The sequence below is a fragment of the Lentzea aerocolonigenes genome (genome assembly GCF_000955955.1).
GTDB lineage: Bacteria > Actinomycetota > Actinomycetes > Mycobacteriales > Pseudonocardiaceae > Lentzea > Lentzea aerocolonigenes_A.
This window is the reverse complement of record NZ_JYJG01000008.1, coordinates 1-13,624: the sequence shown is the minus strand read 5'-3', so window position 1 is coordinate 13,624 and position 13,624 is coordinate 1. Positions and strand designations below refer to the sequence as shown.

Sequence of the window (13,624 nt, the reverse complement as noted above, 5' to 3'; positions counted from 1 at the left end):
CTCAGCTCTCCGTCTTCTCTGCTGCGGCCGGGGCCTCAGCAGACGCAGCGTTGGCGTCAGCTGCGGCACGACCGGCCTCGGTGCTCGTCGCGGTGGTGCCGCTGGCACCGGAACGACGGGCCCGGTTCGGACGCTCGCCGCGGTCGCGGCGCGGGGCGCGGTCGGCCTGCGAAGGCGCAGCCGCGTCGAGCGCGCGCTTGGCGGAGATGCCACCGACGATGTCGCCCTTGTAGATCCACACCTTCACGCCGATACGGCCGAACGTGGTGCGGGCCTCGAAGAAGCCGTAGTCGATGTTCGCGCGGAGCGTGTGCAGCGGCACGCGGCCGTCGCGGTAGTGCTCCGAACGGGACATCTCGGCGCCGCCAAGGCGACCGCCACACTGCACGCGGATGCCCTTGACCTGCGGCGAACGCATGGCCGACTGAATGGCCTTGCGCATCGCGCGGCGGAAGGCAACGCGGTTGGACAGCTGCTCGGCGACACCCTGTGCCACGAGCTGCGCGTCCGACTCGGGGCTCTTGACCTCGAGGATGTTCAGCTGGACCTGCTTCTTGGTGAGCTTCTCGAGCTCACCGCGGATGCGGTCCGCCTCGGCACCGCGACGGCCGATGACGATGCCCGGCCGGGCGGTGTGGATGTCGACGCGCACCCGGTCACGGGTCCGCTCGATCTCCACCTTGGAGATGCCGGCACGCTCCATGCCCTTGCTGAGCAGGCGGCGGATCTTGACGTCCTCCGCGACGTACTCGGCGTACTGCTTGTCTGCGTACCAGCGGGACTTCCAGTCGGTGGTGATCCCCAGCCGGAAGCCGTGCGGGTTGATCTTCTGGCCCACTACCGGGTTCCCTTCGCGCTGGTCTTCTTCGGACGCGACTCCACCTCAATGGTGATGTGCGACGTCCGCTTGCGGATCCGGTACGCGCGGCCCTGGGCACGCGGGCGGAAACGCTTGAGGGTCGGACCCTCGTCCACGTAGGCCACGGCAACCCAGAGGGTGTCGGGGTCCAGGGACATGTTGTTCTCGGCGTTGGCCATGGCGCTGGCGAGCACCTTCGCGACCGGCTCAGAGGCGGCCTGGGGCGCGAACTGGAGCACGGCCAGGGCCTCGCTGGCGTTACGACCCTTGATGAGCTCGATGACGCGACGCACCTTCATGGGGGTGTCGCGAACGTAACGAGCCCGAGCCACGGCGCGCGGAAACTCCGGCGCCTCAGCGTCCTTACGGGCGTTCATCGCTGCTTTTCCCTTGCTCTTCTCAGTTCGACGCCTAGCGGCGACGAGACTTCCGGTCGTCCTTGATGTGGCCCTTGAAGGTGCGGGTCGGGGCGAACTCGCCCAACTTGTGCCCGACCATGGCCTCGGTCACGAACACCGGGACGTGCTTGCGGCCGTCGTGCACCGCGATGGTGTGACCCAGCATGTCCGGGATGATCGTGGACCGGCGGGACCACGTCTTGATGACGGTCTTCTTGCCCGCTTCGTTCTGAACGTCCACCTTCTTGAGCAGGTGGTCGTCGACGAAGGGACCCTTCTTAAGGCTGCGAGGCATCCTTCACTCCCTCCCTGCTCAGCGCTTCTTACCGGTGCGACGACGCCGGACGATGAGCTTGTCGCTTGGCTTACGGCGGCGGGTACGGCCTTCGGGCTTACCAGCCGGGTTCACCGGGTGGCGTCCACCGGAGGTCTTACCCTCACCACCACCATGCGGGTGGTCAACGGGGTTCATGGCGACACCGCGGACGGTGGGCTTCTTGCCCTTCCACCGCATGCGGCCTGCCTTGCCCCAGTTGATGTTCTGGTGCTCCTTGTTGCCGACCTCGCCGAGCGTGGCGCGGCAGCGCACGTCCACGTTGCGGATCTCGCCCGAAGGCATCCGCAGCTGGGCGTACGGGCCGTCCTTCGCCACGAGCTGCACCGAGGCACCGGCGGAGCGGGCGATCTTCGCGCCGCCACCGGGGCGGAGCTCGATCGCGTGGATCACGGAACCGACCGGGATGTTGCGCAGCGGCAGGTTGTTACCCGGCTTGATGTCGGCCTTGGGGCCGTTCTCAACCGTGTCACCCTGCTTGAGCTTCTCCGGGGCGATGATGTAGCGCTTCTCGCCGTCCGCGTAGTGCAGCAGCGCGATGCGCGCGGTGCGGTTGGGGTCGTACTCGATGTGAGCGACCTTGGCCGGCACGCCGTCCTTGTCGTGGCGACGGAAGTCGATCAAGCGGTACGCCCGCTTGTGACCGCCACCCTTGTGCCGCGTGGTGATCTTGCCCGACGCGTTGCGCCCACCCAGCTTGTGCAGCGGGCGGATCAGCGACTTCTCCGGAGTCGACCGAGTGATCTCGGCGAAGTCGGAGACGCTCGCACCGCGACGACCAGGCGTCGTCGGCTTGTACTTGCGAATGCCCATCTCTACGCAGTCCTCGTCATCAGGCGGCAGGGCCGCCGAAGATCTCGATCGCCTTGCTGTCAGCCGACAACGTGACGATCGCGCGCTTCGTGTCCTTGCGCTTGCCGAAACCGCTCTTGGTCCGCTTGCGCTTGCCCTGGCGGTTGATGGTGTTGACGCTGACGACCTTGACGCCGAAGACCTTCTCCACGGCAATCTTGATCTGGGTCTTGTTCGAACCCGGCGCCACCAAGAAGGTGTACTTGTTCTCCTCGAGAAGCCCGTAGGACTTCTCGGAGATCACCGGCGCGAGCAAGATGTCCCTGTGGTCGGGGATCACTTCGAGGCCTCCTCGTCCACCACGACCGCCGTGGCCTCAGCCGAGCCAGAACCCGCCTGGGCCTTGCTGGCGAGGAACACGTCGAGCGAGTCCTTGGTGAACACCACGTCGTCGTTGACGAGCACGTCGTAGGTGTTGAGCTGGTCCGGCGCGATCACGTGCACGTGCGGAAGGTTCCGCACGCTGACCCACGCGACCTCGTCGGTGCGGTTGAGCACCACGAGAACGCGACGAGCCTGGGTGACCGACTCCAGGACCTTGCGCGCGGTCTTGGTCGACGGGGTGTCCCCGTCCACCAGGCCGGACACGACGTGCACCTGGTTGGCGCGGGCCCGGTCGGAGAGGGCGCCACGCAGAGCGGCGGCCTTCATCTTCTTGGGGGTCCGCTGGGTGTAGTCACGCGGCTGCGGGCCGTGGACGATGCCACCGCCGGCGAACTGCGGCGCACGCGTCGAACCCTGGCGGGCGCGACCGGTGCCCTTCTGGCGGTACGGCTTCTTGCCACCACCGGACACCTCGCCGCGGGTCTTCGTCGAGTGCGTGCCCTGGCGAGCGGCGGCCTGCTGGCCGACGACAACCTGGTGCAGCAGCGCGACGTTCGCCTGCGCGTCGAAGACAGCCGAGGGAAGCTCGACCGTGCCGGCGGACTTGCCGTCCGGGGTGCGGATCTCAACCGTCGACATCAGGCACCACCCTTCGCGGCAGTCCGGACGAACACCAGACCACCCTTGGGGCCGGGAACAGCGCCCTTGATGAGCAGCAGGCCGTTCTCGGCGTCAATCTTGTGCACCTTCAGGTTCTGGGTCGTGACGCGCACGTGGCCCATGCGGCCGGCCATGCGCAGACCCTTGAAGACGCGACCCGGGGTGGCGCAGCCACCGATGGAACCCGGCGAGCGGTGCTTGCGCTGGGTGCCGTGGCTGGAGCCGAGGCCCCGGAAGTTGTGGCGCTTCATGACACCCGCGGTGCCCTTGCCCTTGCTGGTGCCGGTGATGTCGACAACAGCGCCGGCCTCGAACACCTCAGCGGTGATCTCCTGGCCGACCGTGTACTCGCCGGCGTCCGTCGTGCGCAGCTCCACCAGGTGGCGGCGGGGCGTGACCCCGGCCTTGGCGAAGTGGCCCGCGACGGGCTTGTTGACCTTGCGCGGGTCAATCGCGCCGGCCGCCAGCTGGACGGCGGTGTAGCCGTCCTTCTCTTCGGTGCGAACCTGGGTCACGACATTGGGCTCAGCCTTGACGACGGTCACCGGGACAACCCGGTTGTTCTCGTCGAAGACCTGAGTCATGCCGAGCTTGGTGCCCAGGATGCCCTTCATCTGCCTGTCAGACATTGGTCCGTTACTCTCCGCGCCCAACGCTTACTGGATGTTGACGTCGACGCTGGCCGGCAGGTCGATGCGCATGAGCGCGTCAACCGTCTTCGGCGTCGGGTCGAGGATGTCGATCAGTCGCTTGTGCGTGCGCATCTCGAAGTGCTCGCGCGAGTCCTTGTACTTGTGCGGCGAGCGGATGACGCAGTACACGTTCTTCTCAGTGGGCAGCGGCACCGGCCCGACGACCCGAGCGCCGGTGCGCGTCACGGTCTCCACGATCTTGCGCGCAGACGCGTCGATCGCTTCGTGGTCGTAGGCCTTGAGCCGGATGCGGATCTTTTGTCCCGCCATGATGGCTTGCCGTTCCTCTGCTTCTCGTAACCGCTGCGGTGCGGTGCCTCGGATGAGGCCTGTTACAGCCTCTTGGCGCGCTCCGCCCCTGTTGAAGTGTCATGGTGCCCGGTCCACGCGGTCGGGCGTGTCGCGCCCGGTGCGCATACCGGTCCCACTCAAGGTCTCCCCGGTGGGATTGGGCCTACCACAGCCCATGCACCCTGATGCCCATCTCCGCAAGGAGGCGTTCACTAACAGGGCGCGGACGCTCGGTCGATGAACTCGGGGACGCACGGATGCGACCCGGCCTTCGTCGAGCAACCCGTAAAGGATGCCACACGGCCGTGAGGCAGTCCAAATCGGGGTGGGTGAGTTGGAGGCAGATCACGTCCGGATCTTGGCCGGTGAACCGCCCTGTCCGTCGCGTGTGGAGCGACGGTCGCGATGGTTCCTTTGTCCGGCAACGCAATCCCGCGACGGATCTGCTCGCGCTCACCCTGCGCGGTGCTGACGTGAGCTGACGCACACATCAGGTCTTACAACGACGAAGGCCGGGCCAACAGACTCGTTGGCCCGGCCTTACGACGTACTGCAGGTACTGCTGGCTACAGCCGGGTCACTTGATGATCTTGGTGACCGAGCCGGCGCCCACGGTGCGGCCACCCTCGCGGATCGCGAAGCGGAGGCCCTCGTCCATGGCGATCGGCTGGATCAGCTTGACCGTCATACCGGTGGTGTCACCGGGCATGACCATCTCGGTGCCCTCGGGCAGCGTCACAACGCCGGTCACGTCCGTCGTGCGGAAGTAGAACTGCGGACGGTAGTTGTTGAAGAACGGCGTGTGGCGGCCACCCTCGTCCTTCGACAGGATGTAGACCTGAGCCTCGAACTCGGTGTGCGGGGTCGTGGTGCCCGGCTTCACGATGACCATGCCGCGCTCCACCTCCTCGCGCTTGATGCCGCGGAGCAGCAGAGCGGCGTTGTCACCGGCGCGACCCTCGTCGAGGAACTTCTTGAACATCTCGATCGAGGTGACCGTCGTCTTCTTCGACGTCTCCTTGATTCCGACGATCTCGATCTCGGAGTTCACGTTGATGATGCCGCGCTCGATACGACCGGTCACCACGGTGCCGCGGCCGGTGATCGTGAAGACGTCCTCGACGGGCATGAGGAACGGCTTCTCGGTGTCGCGCTCCGGCTCCGGGATCGCCGAGTCAACGGCGGCCATGAGCTCGAGAACGGACTTGCCCCAGGTCTCGTCACCCTCCAGCGCCTTCAGCGCCGAAACGCGCACGACCGGCAGGTCGTCGCCCGGGAACTCGTACTCGGAGAGCAGCTCGCGGACCTCGAGCTCGACGAGCTCCAGGATCTCCTCGTCGTCCACCATGTCGGCCTTGTTCAGGGCGACGACGATGTAGGGGACGCCGACCTGGCGGGCCAGGAGGACGTGCTCCTTCGTCTGCGGCATGGGACCGTCGGTCGCCGCGACCACGAGGATGGCGCCGTCCATCTGCGCCGCACCGGTGATCATGTTCTTGATGTAGTCGGCGTGCCCGGGGCAGTCGACGTGCGCGTAGTGACGGTTCTCCGTCTGGTACTCGATGTGCGCGATCGAGATCGTGATGCCGCGCTGCTTCTCTTCCGGCGCCTTGTCGATCTGGTCGAACGCGAACGAGGCGTTCACATCGGGGTACGCGTCGTGCAGAACCTTGGAGATCGCCGCGGTCAGCGTGGTCTTGCCATGGTCGATGTGACCGATGGTGCCGATGTTGACGTGCGGCTTCGTCCGCTCGAACTTCGCCTTGGCCACTGGATTGTCCTCCTGGACTTCTTTTTGCTGGTCCGGCGGGCATCTGTGGCCACCCGCCGGACTTACACGTCAGGGTCAAAAGTAGCGGACCCCAGGGATTCACCCCCGGAGAGCCCGCGGTGGAACTGCGGTGCTCCGGTGGGGAGTTACTCCCCGGTCGCCTTCGCGATGATCTCCTTCGAGACGTTCGCGGGAACCTCTGCGTAGGAGTCGAACACCATCGAGTAGTTGGCACGACCCTGGGTCTTGGACCGCAGGTCACCCACGTACCCGAACATTTCCGACAGCGGAACCAGTGCCTTGACGACACGGATGCCGCTGCGCTCCTCCATGGCCTGGATCTGGCCACGGCGGGAGTTCAGGTCGCCGATCACGTCGCCCATGTACTCCTCGGGCGTCGTGACCTCGACGGCCATCAGAGGCTCGAGGATCGCGGGAGACGCCTGACGGGCGGCTTCCTTGAGGGCCATCGAACCAGCGATCTTGAACGCCATTTCCGAGGAGTCGACCTCGTGGTAGGCGCCGTCGAGCAGCGTCACCTTCACGCCGACCAGCGGGTAGCCCGCCAGCACGCCGTACTGCAGCGCGTCCTGTGCACCCGCGTCGACCGACGGGATGTACTCACGCGGGATGCGACCACCGGTGACGGCGTTGACGAACTCGTAGAGCGCGCCGTCTTCCTTCTTCTCCAGCGGCTCGACGGTGACGAGCACCTTCGCGAACTGGCCGGAGCCACCGGTCTGCTTCTTGTGGGTGTAGGAGTACTTCTCCACCGCCTTGCGGATGGTCTCCCGGTACGCCACCTGAGGCTTGCCGATGTTGGCCTCGACCTTGAACTCGCGGCGCATGCGGTCCACCAGGATGTCCAGGTGGAGCTCGCCCATGCCGGCGATGATGGTCTGGCCGGTCTCCTGGTCGAGGTTGACCCGGAACGTCGGGTCCTCCTCGGCCAGCTTCTGGATCGCGGTGCCGAGCTTCTCCTGGTCCGCCTTCGTCTTGGGCTCGATGGCCACCTGGATGACGGGCTCGGGGAAGGTCATCGACTCGAGGACGATCGGGTGAGCCGGGTCGCACAAGGTCTCACCGGTCGTGGTGTCCTTCAGACCGATCACGGCGTAGATGTGGCCCGCGATGGCCTCGGTGACCGGGTTCTCCTTGTTGGCGTGCATCTGGAAGATCTTCCCGATGCGCTCCTTGCGGTCCTTGGTCGCGTTGATGACCTGGGTGCCGGAGGCGACCTTGCCCGAGTAGACCCGGATGTAGGTCAGCTTGCCGAAGAACGGGTGCACGGCGATCTTGAACGCCAGAGCCGAGAACGGCTCGTCGCTCGAGGCCTTGCGCGACACGACGGTCTCGCCGTCCTGCAGCGTGCCCTCGACCGGCGGGAGGTCCAGCGGCGACGGCAGGAAGTCGATCACCGCGTCGAGCATGGGCTGAACGCCCTTGTTCTTGAACGCGGAGCCGCAGAGGATCGGGTAGGCGGTGCCCTCTGCAACGATCCTGCGGAGGCCGGCCTTGATCTCCTCGACGGACAGGTCGCCGTCCTCGAAGAACTTCTCGGTCAGCGCGTCGTCGGTCTCGGCGACGGCCTCGAGGAGCTGCTCGCGGAACTCCTGCGCGCGCTCGACGAGATCCGCGGGGATCTCCTCGATCGCGTAGTCCTCACCCTTCTGGACCTCGCCACGCCACGTGAGAGCACGCATCTCGATCAGGTCGACGACGCCGATGAAGTCGCTCTCGGCACCGATCGGGATCTGGATCGGCAGCGGCTTCGCGCCGAGGCGGTCCTGAATGGTCTTGATGGTGAAGTAGAAGTCCGCGCCCAGCTTGTCCATCTTGTTGACGAAGCAGATGCGCGGGACGTCGTACTTGGTCGCCTGCCGCCAGACCTGCTCGGACTGCGGCTCGACGCCCTCCTTGCCGTCGAAGACGGCAACGGCGCCGTCGAGGACGCGCAGGTTGCGCTCGACCTCGACGGTGAAGTCGACGTGGCCGGGCGTGTCGATCAGGTTGATCTGGTGGTTCTTCCAGTAGCAGGTCGTCGCGGCCGACGTGATCGTGATGCCGCGCTCCTGCTCCTGCTCCATCCAGTCCATCACGGCAGCGCCGTCGTGCACCTCGCCGATCTTGTAGCTGATCCCCGTGTAGAAGAGGATCCGCTCAGTCGTCGTGGTCTTGCCCGCGTCGATGTGGGCCATGATCCCGATGTTGCGGACCTTGGCAAGATCAGTGAGCACGTCCTGTGCCACGGGTCTTTCCCCTGTCTTGAGCTTGTGAGCTCACTGGGGCTGGGAGAGCCCGGCACCTCGCGGAGCCGGGCGTCAGATCACCAGCGGTAGTGAGCGAAGGCCTTGTTCGACTCGGCCATCTTGTGCGTGTCCTCGCGACGCTTGACGCTGGCACCGAGGCCGTTGCTCGCATCGAGCAGCTCGTTCATCAGACGCTCGACCATGGTCTTCTCACGGCGCTGCCGCGAGAAGGTGATCAGCCAGCGCAGGGCCAGCGTGGTCGAACGACCGGGCTTGACCTCGATCGGCACCTGGTAGGTCGCACCACCGACGCGGCGGCTCTTGACCTCAAGCGACGGCTTCACGTTGTCCAGGGCGCGCTTCAGCGTGACGACCGGGTCGGTGCCGGTCTTCTCGCGAGCACCTTCGAGGGCTTCGTAGACGATCTTCTCGGCCACGGAGCGCTTACCGTCGACCAGCACCTTGTTGATGAGCTGGGTCACGAGCGGCGAGCTGTACACCGGGTCAGAGATAAGCGGCCGCTTCGGGGCCGGTCCCTTGCGGGGCATTAGCTCTTCTCCTTCTTCGCGCCGTAGCGGCTGCGAGCCTGCTTGCGGTTCTTGACACCCTGGGTGTCGAGAGAGCCACGGATGATCTTGTAGCGAACACCCGGCAGGTCCTTCACACGACCACCGCGCACGAGCACCATCGAGTGCTCCTGGAGGTTGTGACCCTCACCGGGGATGTAGGCCGTGACCTCGATACCGCTGGTCAGCTTCACGCGAGCGACCTTGCGCAGTGCGGAGTTCGGCTTCTTGGGGGTGGTGGTGTAAACGCGGGTGCACACACCGCGCCGCTGCGGCGAGCCCTTGAGGGCCGCCGTCTTCTGCTTCGCCACCTTGTCCTGGCGGCCCTTGCGGACCAGCTGCTGGATCGTTGGCATTCGCCGGCTGCTTCTTCCGTCTTTTTGAGGGATCTCCTTGCGGTTCACCCTCGTGTTTCTTGATCCCTCTCTGCACCCGAGGTCGGGCGTGTCGCCCGCTCCCAAGGTCCGCAAGCAACAGTTCAACTGCCACTGCGAGTGGAGGACACCGCGGCCTCACGGGCACGCGGAGCGGCCCGACATGGGTCGGGCACGAGTAGCAAAGATACCCGCCCACGTCTACCTGGGTCAAAACGGGGGTACCGCAGGCGCACCTGCAGTAGACATGCTGACCACCGGGTTCAGCCGAGCAGGAGGCACAAACGTTGTGGCGGCAGTGGATCGTGCCGTGTGTGCTCACGGCTCTGTGCGTGGCAGGACTCACAGCACTCCTCGGGCTGCCGAAGGAGGACGAGTACCGCTCGCCGGTCGGCAACTGCTACGCGCTGACTCCCGCGAGGAAGTCCGTCGGCCTCGTTCCCGTCGACTGTTCGGCGGACAACTCGACCTACAAGGTGGCGTTGACCGTCGACTCCCCCGACTGGTCGCTGGACCCGGGAACCTGCCCGGACGGGCGCTACCGCGCGCGGCGTGATGGCCTCGGTGAAACGGAGTGCCTGATGCTCGACCTGCGAGAGGGCGAGTGCCTCAACCGCGTCACGAGCAGGACCGGGACGCGCAGCGACCTCGTAAAGAGCCGGTGCAACGACCACTCGGAGTCGAAGGTGGCGAAGGTCGTCACCGGCCCCCGCGAAAGCTGCGGTCCGGGTGAGACGCCGACCTTCTACTCACAACCGGCCACGACCATCTGCATGGTGAAGCCATGAGGATCATCGTCCTGGTCGCCGTGCTGGTGCTCTCCGGCTGTTCCGGATGGCACGAGCAGGCCGGTGTCGGCGAGTGCGCGAAGCAGATCGACGTGAACGACACGAGCGTCAACATGGAGGAAGTCGACTGCTCGTCCCAGGACGCCGTCTACCGCGTGTCGTCGCGCGAGAAGCGGACGATGTGCCCGACCGGCGACTACCTCGACGAGTCGTCCGGCCGGTCGCGCAAGACCGGCAAGACGCGGTACTGCTACGTGCTGAACGTCCGCGAGGGCGACTGTCTCAAGGCGACGAACCAGTACTTCCAGCGCGTGGCCTGCGAAGCGGGAACGCGCAAGGTCACCAAGGTCCTCGACGGCAAGTCGGACCGCTTCCTGTGCGCCGGCGAGGACTCGAAGACGTACTCGCAGCCTCTGAGGACCATCTGCATCACCAAGTGAGCGCCTGATTGACTTGTGCGCGTGGACGATCTGATCGCGGCAATGGCCTCGCTGACCGGCTCCTCCGCCGATCCCGAGGTGCTCGGCGGCGACCGCGGCGACGTCGTGGTGGTGCGCGTCGGCGACGTGGTGGCGAAGGCGCACCCCGCGGACGTCGACGTGGAGGCGTTGCGGCAGCGGGTGGAGATCGCGGCGGCGCACCCCGAGCTGATGCTGCCGCCGCTGAAGCCCCTGCAGTTCGTGGAGGACCGCCCCGTGACGGTGTGGCCGTACGGAACGCCGGTGAGCCAGGCGGACCCCGACGCCGCGCCGTGGGAGGAGAGCGCCGAGCTCCTCGCGAAGCTGCACTCGTTGCCCGTGCAGGGCCCGGTGGCTGGTGCGCCCGAACGGATCGTGCGCGCCATCAAGGCCCTGCCGCCCGGCCTCCCGCACGCCGATGTCGTCTTGGAGGCCTTCCAAGTCCTGCCGCCGCTGGACCTGTCCGGGCGCGCCCTGATCCACGGCGACTGGCACCTCGGACAGCTCGTGCACCGGGGCGCCTGGCGGCTCATCGACGTGGACGATCTGGGGGTCGGCGATCCGGTCTGGGACCTGGCCCGACCTGCGGCTTTGTTCGCCGCAGGCATCCTTCCTGGTGATCTTTGGGCGCGGTTCCTGAACGCCTACCGTGAAACGGGAGGTGTGGCGCTGCCGACATCGGAATGGGAAGCGCTCAACATTCCGGCTCAGGCGTACGTTGTGCAAATGGCAGCGCGGGCACTAGTGACCGGTCTGCAAGCAGTGGAACCGCTGGTCGAGGCATGCCGTCGGATCGTCGCGACGCACGGCTACGGCGACCGCGGCTAATATCGTTTTTGTCCGGTCCCACCCAGGAGGCTCACCACGATGCAGTGTCCCAAGTGTCATGCGAACATGCGCACGTTCGACCGCATGGGCGTTCACATCGAGCAGTGCGACGGCTGCCGCGGGGTCTTCCTCGACTACGGCGAGCTCGAGTCCATCACGCGCCTCGAGTCCCAGCTGCACACGCCGCCGCCCGCGGCTCCTGCCCCTCCTCCCGCCGCGTACCCGGCCCAGCCCGCCTGGGGCGCCGCGCCGCAGCAGATCCACCACCACCACGGCGGCCACCACGGCTACGGCTACGGCCACCGCAAGCACCACGGCCTCTCCGGCCTCTTCTTCTCCTCCTGACCCGCCGACGGCCCCGGATCCCTGCTCCGGGGCCGTTGACGACTACCGAAAAACAGGTGGATAATCGGTAGTCAACGGGAGGAGTAGCCATGTCTGTCGCGACCGAGGCCGCCCACATCCGAGACCTCTTCACAACGATCGAAGAGATCGAGTCCGTGGCGTCATCCCTGGCAGAAGACGACGAACGCCGCCACAAGCTGGACGGCGTAGTAGCTCGCACGCTCCGCCAAGCCCCACCCGTCCGCCCGGTCGTGGCCGGCGAACTCCTCGACCTCACCGAGAAGACCGTGAAGGCCTGGGCCCGCGAAGGCGTACTCGCCATCCACAGCCAGGAACCGCGCATGCTCCTCGACACCGTGCGCCTCCACGAGGTCCTCCACCTCGTCTCCGACCTCCGCCGCGCAGGCAAATCCCGCGGCCTGATCGACGAAGTCCACCGCCGCCTGAGCGACCAGTCCCTCCTGGACAGGTCCGACCTCGCCAAATCCCTGGACGAGATGCGCAGCGGCAAGGGACGCGTGGTCCGCTCAGCTTGATCCAGGTAGTAGAAACCCACACAGCACACGCCCAGGCCGACGGCCTGCGCGGCCGAGCCCGCCTGGCCTACGAACGCTTCCTGGACGAACTGGCCCACTCAGGCTGCACCGCCCTCGGCTACCGCGTAACGGGCCCAGAACCCCTCCCGCGCCTCTGCGTCAAACACCTCCGCGGCGCCGACCGCGTAGTAGTCGCCTTCCCGTCCCCAGAAGTCGTCTGGGTCCTCCTCGTCGGCCCGCACGACGACGACCCGGGCCTGGACCTCTACGAAGCCCTGTACGAGATGGCCGGAGTTCGCCCCCGCCTGTCGGAGAAGCGCACCAAACCCCGCTGCTGCACCGACGAGTCCGGCGTCCCACCCTTGGTCGACGAGAACCTGGTGGACGACCTGGTAATCCGCGCCCGAGCCCTGGCCAGAGCCCGCCGCCGCTAAGGACTCGCAGCGAATACGAACTCGTCACCAACCGGTTCGTAGCGCAGATATGCCTTCTTCAGCGGGTCAAGCCCCTCGAGCGCCAACGCGACCGGCAACCCGAACGCCCGCCCCAACTCCCTCAGAAACCCCGCCAGCAGGTCGACCCCCGACTGCCCCTGCAACTCCCGTGTGTCGACGTCGAAGACAACCTCGTCGCCGGCATCGAAGAAGTTGACCATGAACCCCGCGGCGGGCCAGACGTGGAACGTGCCCCCGTCAGGCTCAGGCTCCTGAAACGCCCACCCCTGAGCCCGGACGAGCCCGGCGACCGCCCGCCAAGCCCCAGGCACTACCCCGACAACACACCCGTCGTGCAACGGCATGTCGTTCCCCAACTCGGGGTCCATCCACTCCCTCGCGTCACTCCACCGCAACTCCCCCATGCCCTCCATGGAACCAGTCTTCGCAACTCGGATTTCCACCGACAAATTTTCTTGTCAAGACAGCTTTAGCTGTCCTAGACTTCGGTCAACACGACGAACGGAGACCACGATGTCCTTCCAGGCCTACCTCGACGGCGCAGAGAAGAAGACCGGCAAGACCCCGGCCGAACTGCTGGCAGCCGCCACCGCACGCGGCTACGACGCCACGACGAAGGCAGGCGTGGTCCTGGACTGGCTGAAAGCCGACTACGACCTGGGCCGAGGCCACGGCATGGCGCTCTACCACGTGCTGAAGAACGGCCCAGAAATCAGCGAGAAGCACGTAGGCACCACAGGCAGCCACCGAGACGAGTCGACAACGCTCCGCCTGGACGGCATCGCCAACCGCTGAACAGGCGATGCCGAAGGCGAGCAGTACCGACGGCGCAGCCGAGGCGTCT

Annotated in this window: 20 protein-coding genes; 7 read left to right on the top strand and 13 right to left on the bottom strand. The window is 66.4% G+C overall.

The window, feature by feature from the left end:
• Position 1 precedes the first annotated feature (1 nt).
• The 12 genes from rpsC to rpsL all read right to left on the bottom strand — a co-directional run bounded on the left by rpsC (position 2) and on the right by rpsL (position 9,352).
• On the bottom strand, positions 2-838 hold the full coding sequence (gene rpsC / locus UK23_RS03110; RefSeq protein ID WP_045309809.1) for a 30S ribosomal protein S3: 837 nt from the start codon (positions 836-838) through the stop codon (positions 2-4).
• Positions 838-1,236: a 50S ribosomal protein L22 gene (rplV, locus tag UK23_RS03105; RefSeq protein WP_045309808.1), complete on the bottom strand. Its 399-nt coding sequence runs from the start codon at positions 1,234-1,236 to the stop codon at positions 838-840. The genes rpsC and rplV overlap by 1 nt, the downstream gene beginning before the upstream one ends.
• Before the next feature lie 34 nt (positions 1,237-1,270).
• The gene (gene rpsS / locus UK23_RS03100) at positions 1,271-1,552 is read right to left on the bottom strand and encodes a 30S ribosomal protein S19 (RefSeq protein ID WP_030478300.1); all 282 of its coding nucleotides are present in this window, start codon (positions 1,550-1,552) and stop codon (positions 1,271-1,273) included.
• 18 nt (positions 1,553-1,570) lie between these two features.
• Positions 1,571-2,404, bottom strand: coding sequence for a 50S ribosomal protein L2 (gene rplB / locus UK23_RS03095; RefSeq protein ID WP_030473464.1), 834 nt, complete (start codon positions 2,402-2,404; stop codon positions 1,571-1,573).
• A 19-nt stretch (positions 2,405-2,423) separates the two neighbouring features.
• Entirely contained in the window at positions 2,424-2,723 is a 300-nt protein-coding gene (gene rplW / locus UK23_RS03090) for a 50S ribosomal protein L23 (protein ID WP_045309807.1), read from the bottom strand.
• Positions 2,720-3,406 carry a 50S ribosomal protein L4 gene (gene rplD / locus UK23_RS03085; protein ID WP_045309806.1) on the bottom strand — a complete coding sequence of 229 codons (687 nt, stop codon included), beginning with the start codon at positions 3,404-3,406 and terminating at the stop codon, positions 2,720-2,722. Before rplD ends, rplW begins: the two co-directional genes overlap by 4 nt.
• Positions 3,406-4,056 carry a 50S ribosomal protein L3 gene (gene rplC / locus UK23_RS03080; RefSeq protein WP_030473467.1) on the bottom strand — a complete coding sequence of 217 codons (651 nt, stop codon included), beginning with the start codon at positions 4,054-4,056 and terminating at the stop codon, positions 3,406-3,408. The genes rplD and rplC overlap by 1 nt, the downstream gene beginning before the upstream one ends.
• A 27-nt stretch (positions 4,057-4,083) precedes the next feature.
• Positions 4,084-4,389: a 30S ribosomal protein S10 gene (gene rpsJ, locus UK23_RS03075; protein ID WP_003938093.1), complete on the bottom strand. Its 306-nt coding sequence runs from the start codon at positions 4,387-4,389 to the stop codon at positions 4,084-4,086.
• Positions 4,390-4,987: 598 nt separating this feature from the next.
• Positions 4,988-6,181, bottom strand: coding sequence for an elongation factor Tu (gene tuf / locus UK23_RS03070; protein ID WP_045309805.1), 1,194 nt, complete (start codon positions 6,179-6,181; stop codon positions 4,988-4,990).
• 146 nt (positions 6,182-6,327) lie between these two features.
• Positions 6,328-8,430 carry an elongation factor G gene (fusA, locus tag UK23_RS03065; RefSeq protein ID WP_045309804.1) on the bottom strand — a complete coding sequence of 701 codons (2,103 nt, stop codon included), beginning with the start codon at positions 8,428-8,430 and terminating at the stop codon, positions 6,328-6,330.
• Between the two features lie 77 nt (positions 8,431-8,507).
• Entirely contained in the window at positions 8,508-8,978 is a 471-nt protein-coding gene (gene rpsG / locus UK23_RS03060) for a 30S ribosomal protein S7 (RefSeq protein WP_030478293.1), read from the bottom strand.
• Complete coding sequence (gene rpsL / locus UK23_RS03055) at positions 8,978-9,352, bottom strand: 30S ribosomal protein S12 (RefSeq protein WP_030473471.1); 375 nt, start codon at positions 9,350-9,352, stop codon at positions 8,978-8,980. The genes rpsG and rpsL overlap by 1 nt, the downstream gene beginning before the upstream one ends.
• A 332-nt stretch (positions 9,353-9,684) precedes the next feature.
• On the opposite strand from rpsL, the gene UK23_RS48185 reads away from it, so the two are divergent.
• The 6 genes from UK23_RS48185 to UK23_RS03025 all read left to right on the top strand — a co-directional run bounded on the left by UK23_RS48185 (position 9,685) and on the right by UK23_RS03025 (position 12,759).
• Positions 9,685-10,158: an LppU/SCO3897 family protein gene (locus UK23_RS48185; RefSeq protein ID WP_156212696.1), complete on the top strand. Its 474-nt coding sequence runs from the start codon at positions 9,685-9,687 to the stop codon at positions 10,156-10,158.
• Positions 10,155-10,598 carry an LppU/SCO3897 family protein gene (locus tag UK23_RS03045; protein WP_045309803.1) on the top strand — a complete coding sequence of 148 codons (444 nt, stop codon included), beginning with the start codon at positions 10,155-10,157 and terminating at the stop codon, positions 10,596-10,598. The genes UK23_RS48185 and UK23_RS03045 overlap by 4 nt, the downstream gene beginning before the upstream one ends.
• A 21-nt stretch (positions 10,599-10,619) precedes the next feature.
• On the top strand, positions 10,620-11,444 hold the full coding sequence (locus UK23_RS03040) for a phosphotransferase family protein (RefSeq protein ID WP_231114353.1): 825 nt from the start codon (positions 10,620-10,622) through the stop codon (positions 11,442-11,444).
• A gap of 39 nt (positions 11,445-11,483) precedes the next feature.
• Positions 11,484-11,789: a zf-TFIIB domain-containing protein gene (locus UK23_RS03035; protein WP_082114371.1), complete on the top strand. Its 306-nt coding sequence runs from the start codon at positions 11,484-11,486 to the stop codon at positions 11,787-11,789.
• A gap of 89 nt (positions 11,790-11,878) precedes the next feature.
• Complete coding sequence (locus UK23_RS03030) at positions 11,879-12,325, top strand: hypothetical protein (protein WP_045309801.1); 447 nt, start codon at positions 11,879-11,881, stop codon at positions 12,323-12,325.
• A complete protein-coding gene (locus tag UK23_RS03025; RefSeq protein WP_045309800.1) occupies positions 12,322-12,759 on the top strand; it encodes a hypothetical protein in 438 nt (145 codons plus the stop codon). The genes UK23_RS03030 and UK23_RS03025 overlap by 4 nt, the downstream gene beginning before the upstream one ends.
• Here the strand turns inward: UK23_RS03025 and UK23_RS03020 are convergent.
• A complete protein-coding gene (locus tag UK23_RS03020) occupies positions 12,756-13,223 on the bottom strand; it encodes a hypothetical protein (RefSeq protein ID WP_156212694.1) in 468 nt (155 codons plus the stop codon). The genes UK23_RS03025 and UK23_RS03020 overlap by 4 nt on opposite strands.
• A 70-nt stretch (positions 13,224-13,293) precedes the next feature.
• On the opposite strand from UK23_RS03020, the gene UK23_RS03015 reads away from it, so the two are divergent.
• A complete protein-coding gene (locus UK23_RS03015; RefSeq protein WP_045309798.1) occupies positions 13,294-13,575 on the top strand; it encodes a DUF4287 domain-containing protein in 282 nt (93 codons plus the stop codon).
• The last annotated feature ends 49 nt before the right edge of the window (positions 13,576-13,624 follow it).

What these genes read in the sequence shown, in the direction of transcription:
- UK23_RS03015 (WP_045309798.1), top strand. Translation starts at nt 13,294, where the DNA reads ATGTCCTTCCAGGCCTACCTCGACGGCGCAGAGAAGAAGACCGGCAAG.
- rplC (WP_030473467.1), bottom strand. Translation starts at nt 4,056, where the DNA reads ATGTCTGACAGGCAGATGAAGGGCATCCTGGGCACCAAGCTCGGCATG.
- UK23_RS03030 (WP_045309801.1), top strand. Translation starts at nt 11,879, where the DNA reads ATGTCTGTCGCGACCGAGGCCGCCCACATCCGAGACCTCTTCACAACG.
- UK23_RS03045 (WP_045309803.1), top strand. Translation starts at nt 10,155, where the DNA reads ATGAGGATCATCGTCCTGGTCGCCGTGCTGGTGCTCTCCGGCTGTTCC.
- UK23_RS03035 (WP_082114371.1), top strand. Translation starts at nt 11,484, where the DNA reads ATGCAGTGTCCCAAGTGTCATGCGAACATGCGCACGTTCGACCGCATG.
- rpsL (WP_030473471.1), bottom strand. Translation starts at nt 9,352, where the DNA reads ATGCCAACGATCCAGCAGCTGGTCCGCAAGGGCCGCCAGGACAAGGTG.
- rpsG (WP_030478293.1), bottom strand. Translation starts at nt 8,978, where the DNA reads ATGCCCCGCAAGGGACCGGCCCCGAAGCGGCCGCTTATCTCTGACCCG.
- rpsS (WP_030478300.1), bottom strand. Translation starts at nt 1,552, where the DNA reads ATGCCTCGCAGCCTTAAGAAGGGTCCCTTCGTCGACGACCACCTGCTC.
- rplD (WP_045309806.1), bottom strand. Translation starts at nt 3,406, where the DNA reads ATGTCGACGGTTGAGATCCGCACCCCGGACGGCAAGTCCGCCGGCACG.
- rplV (WP_045309808.1), bottom strand. Translation starts at nt 1,236, where the DNA reads ATGAACGCCCGTAAGGACGCTGAGGCGCCGGAGTTTCCGCGCGCCGTG.
- rpsJ (WP_003938093.1), bottom strand. Translation starts at nt 4,389, where the DNA reads ATGGCGGGACAAAAGATCCGCATCCGGCTCAAGGCCTACGACCACGAA.
- rplB (WP_030473464.1), bottom strand. Translation starts at nt 2,404, where the DNA reads ATGGGCATTCGCAAGTACAAGCCGACGACGCCTGGTCGTCGCGGTGCG.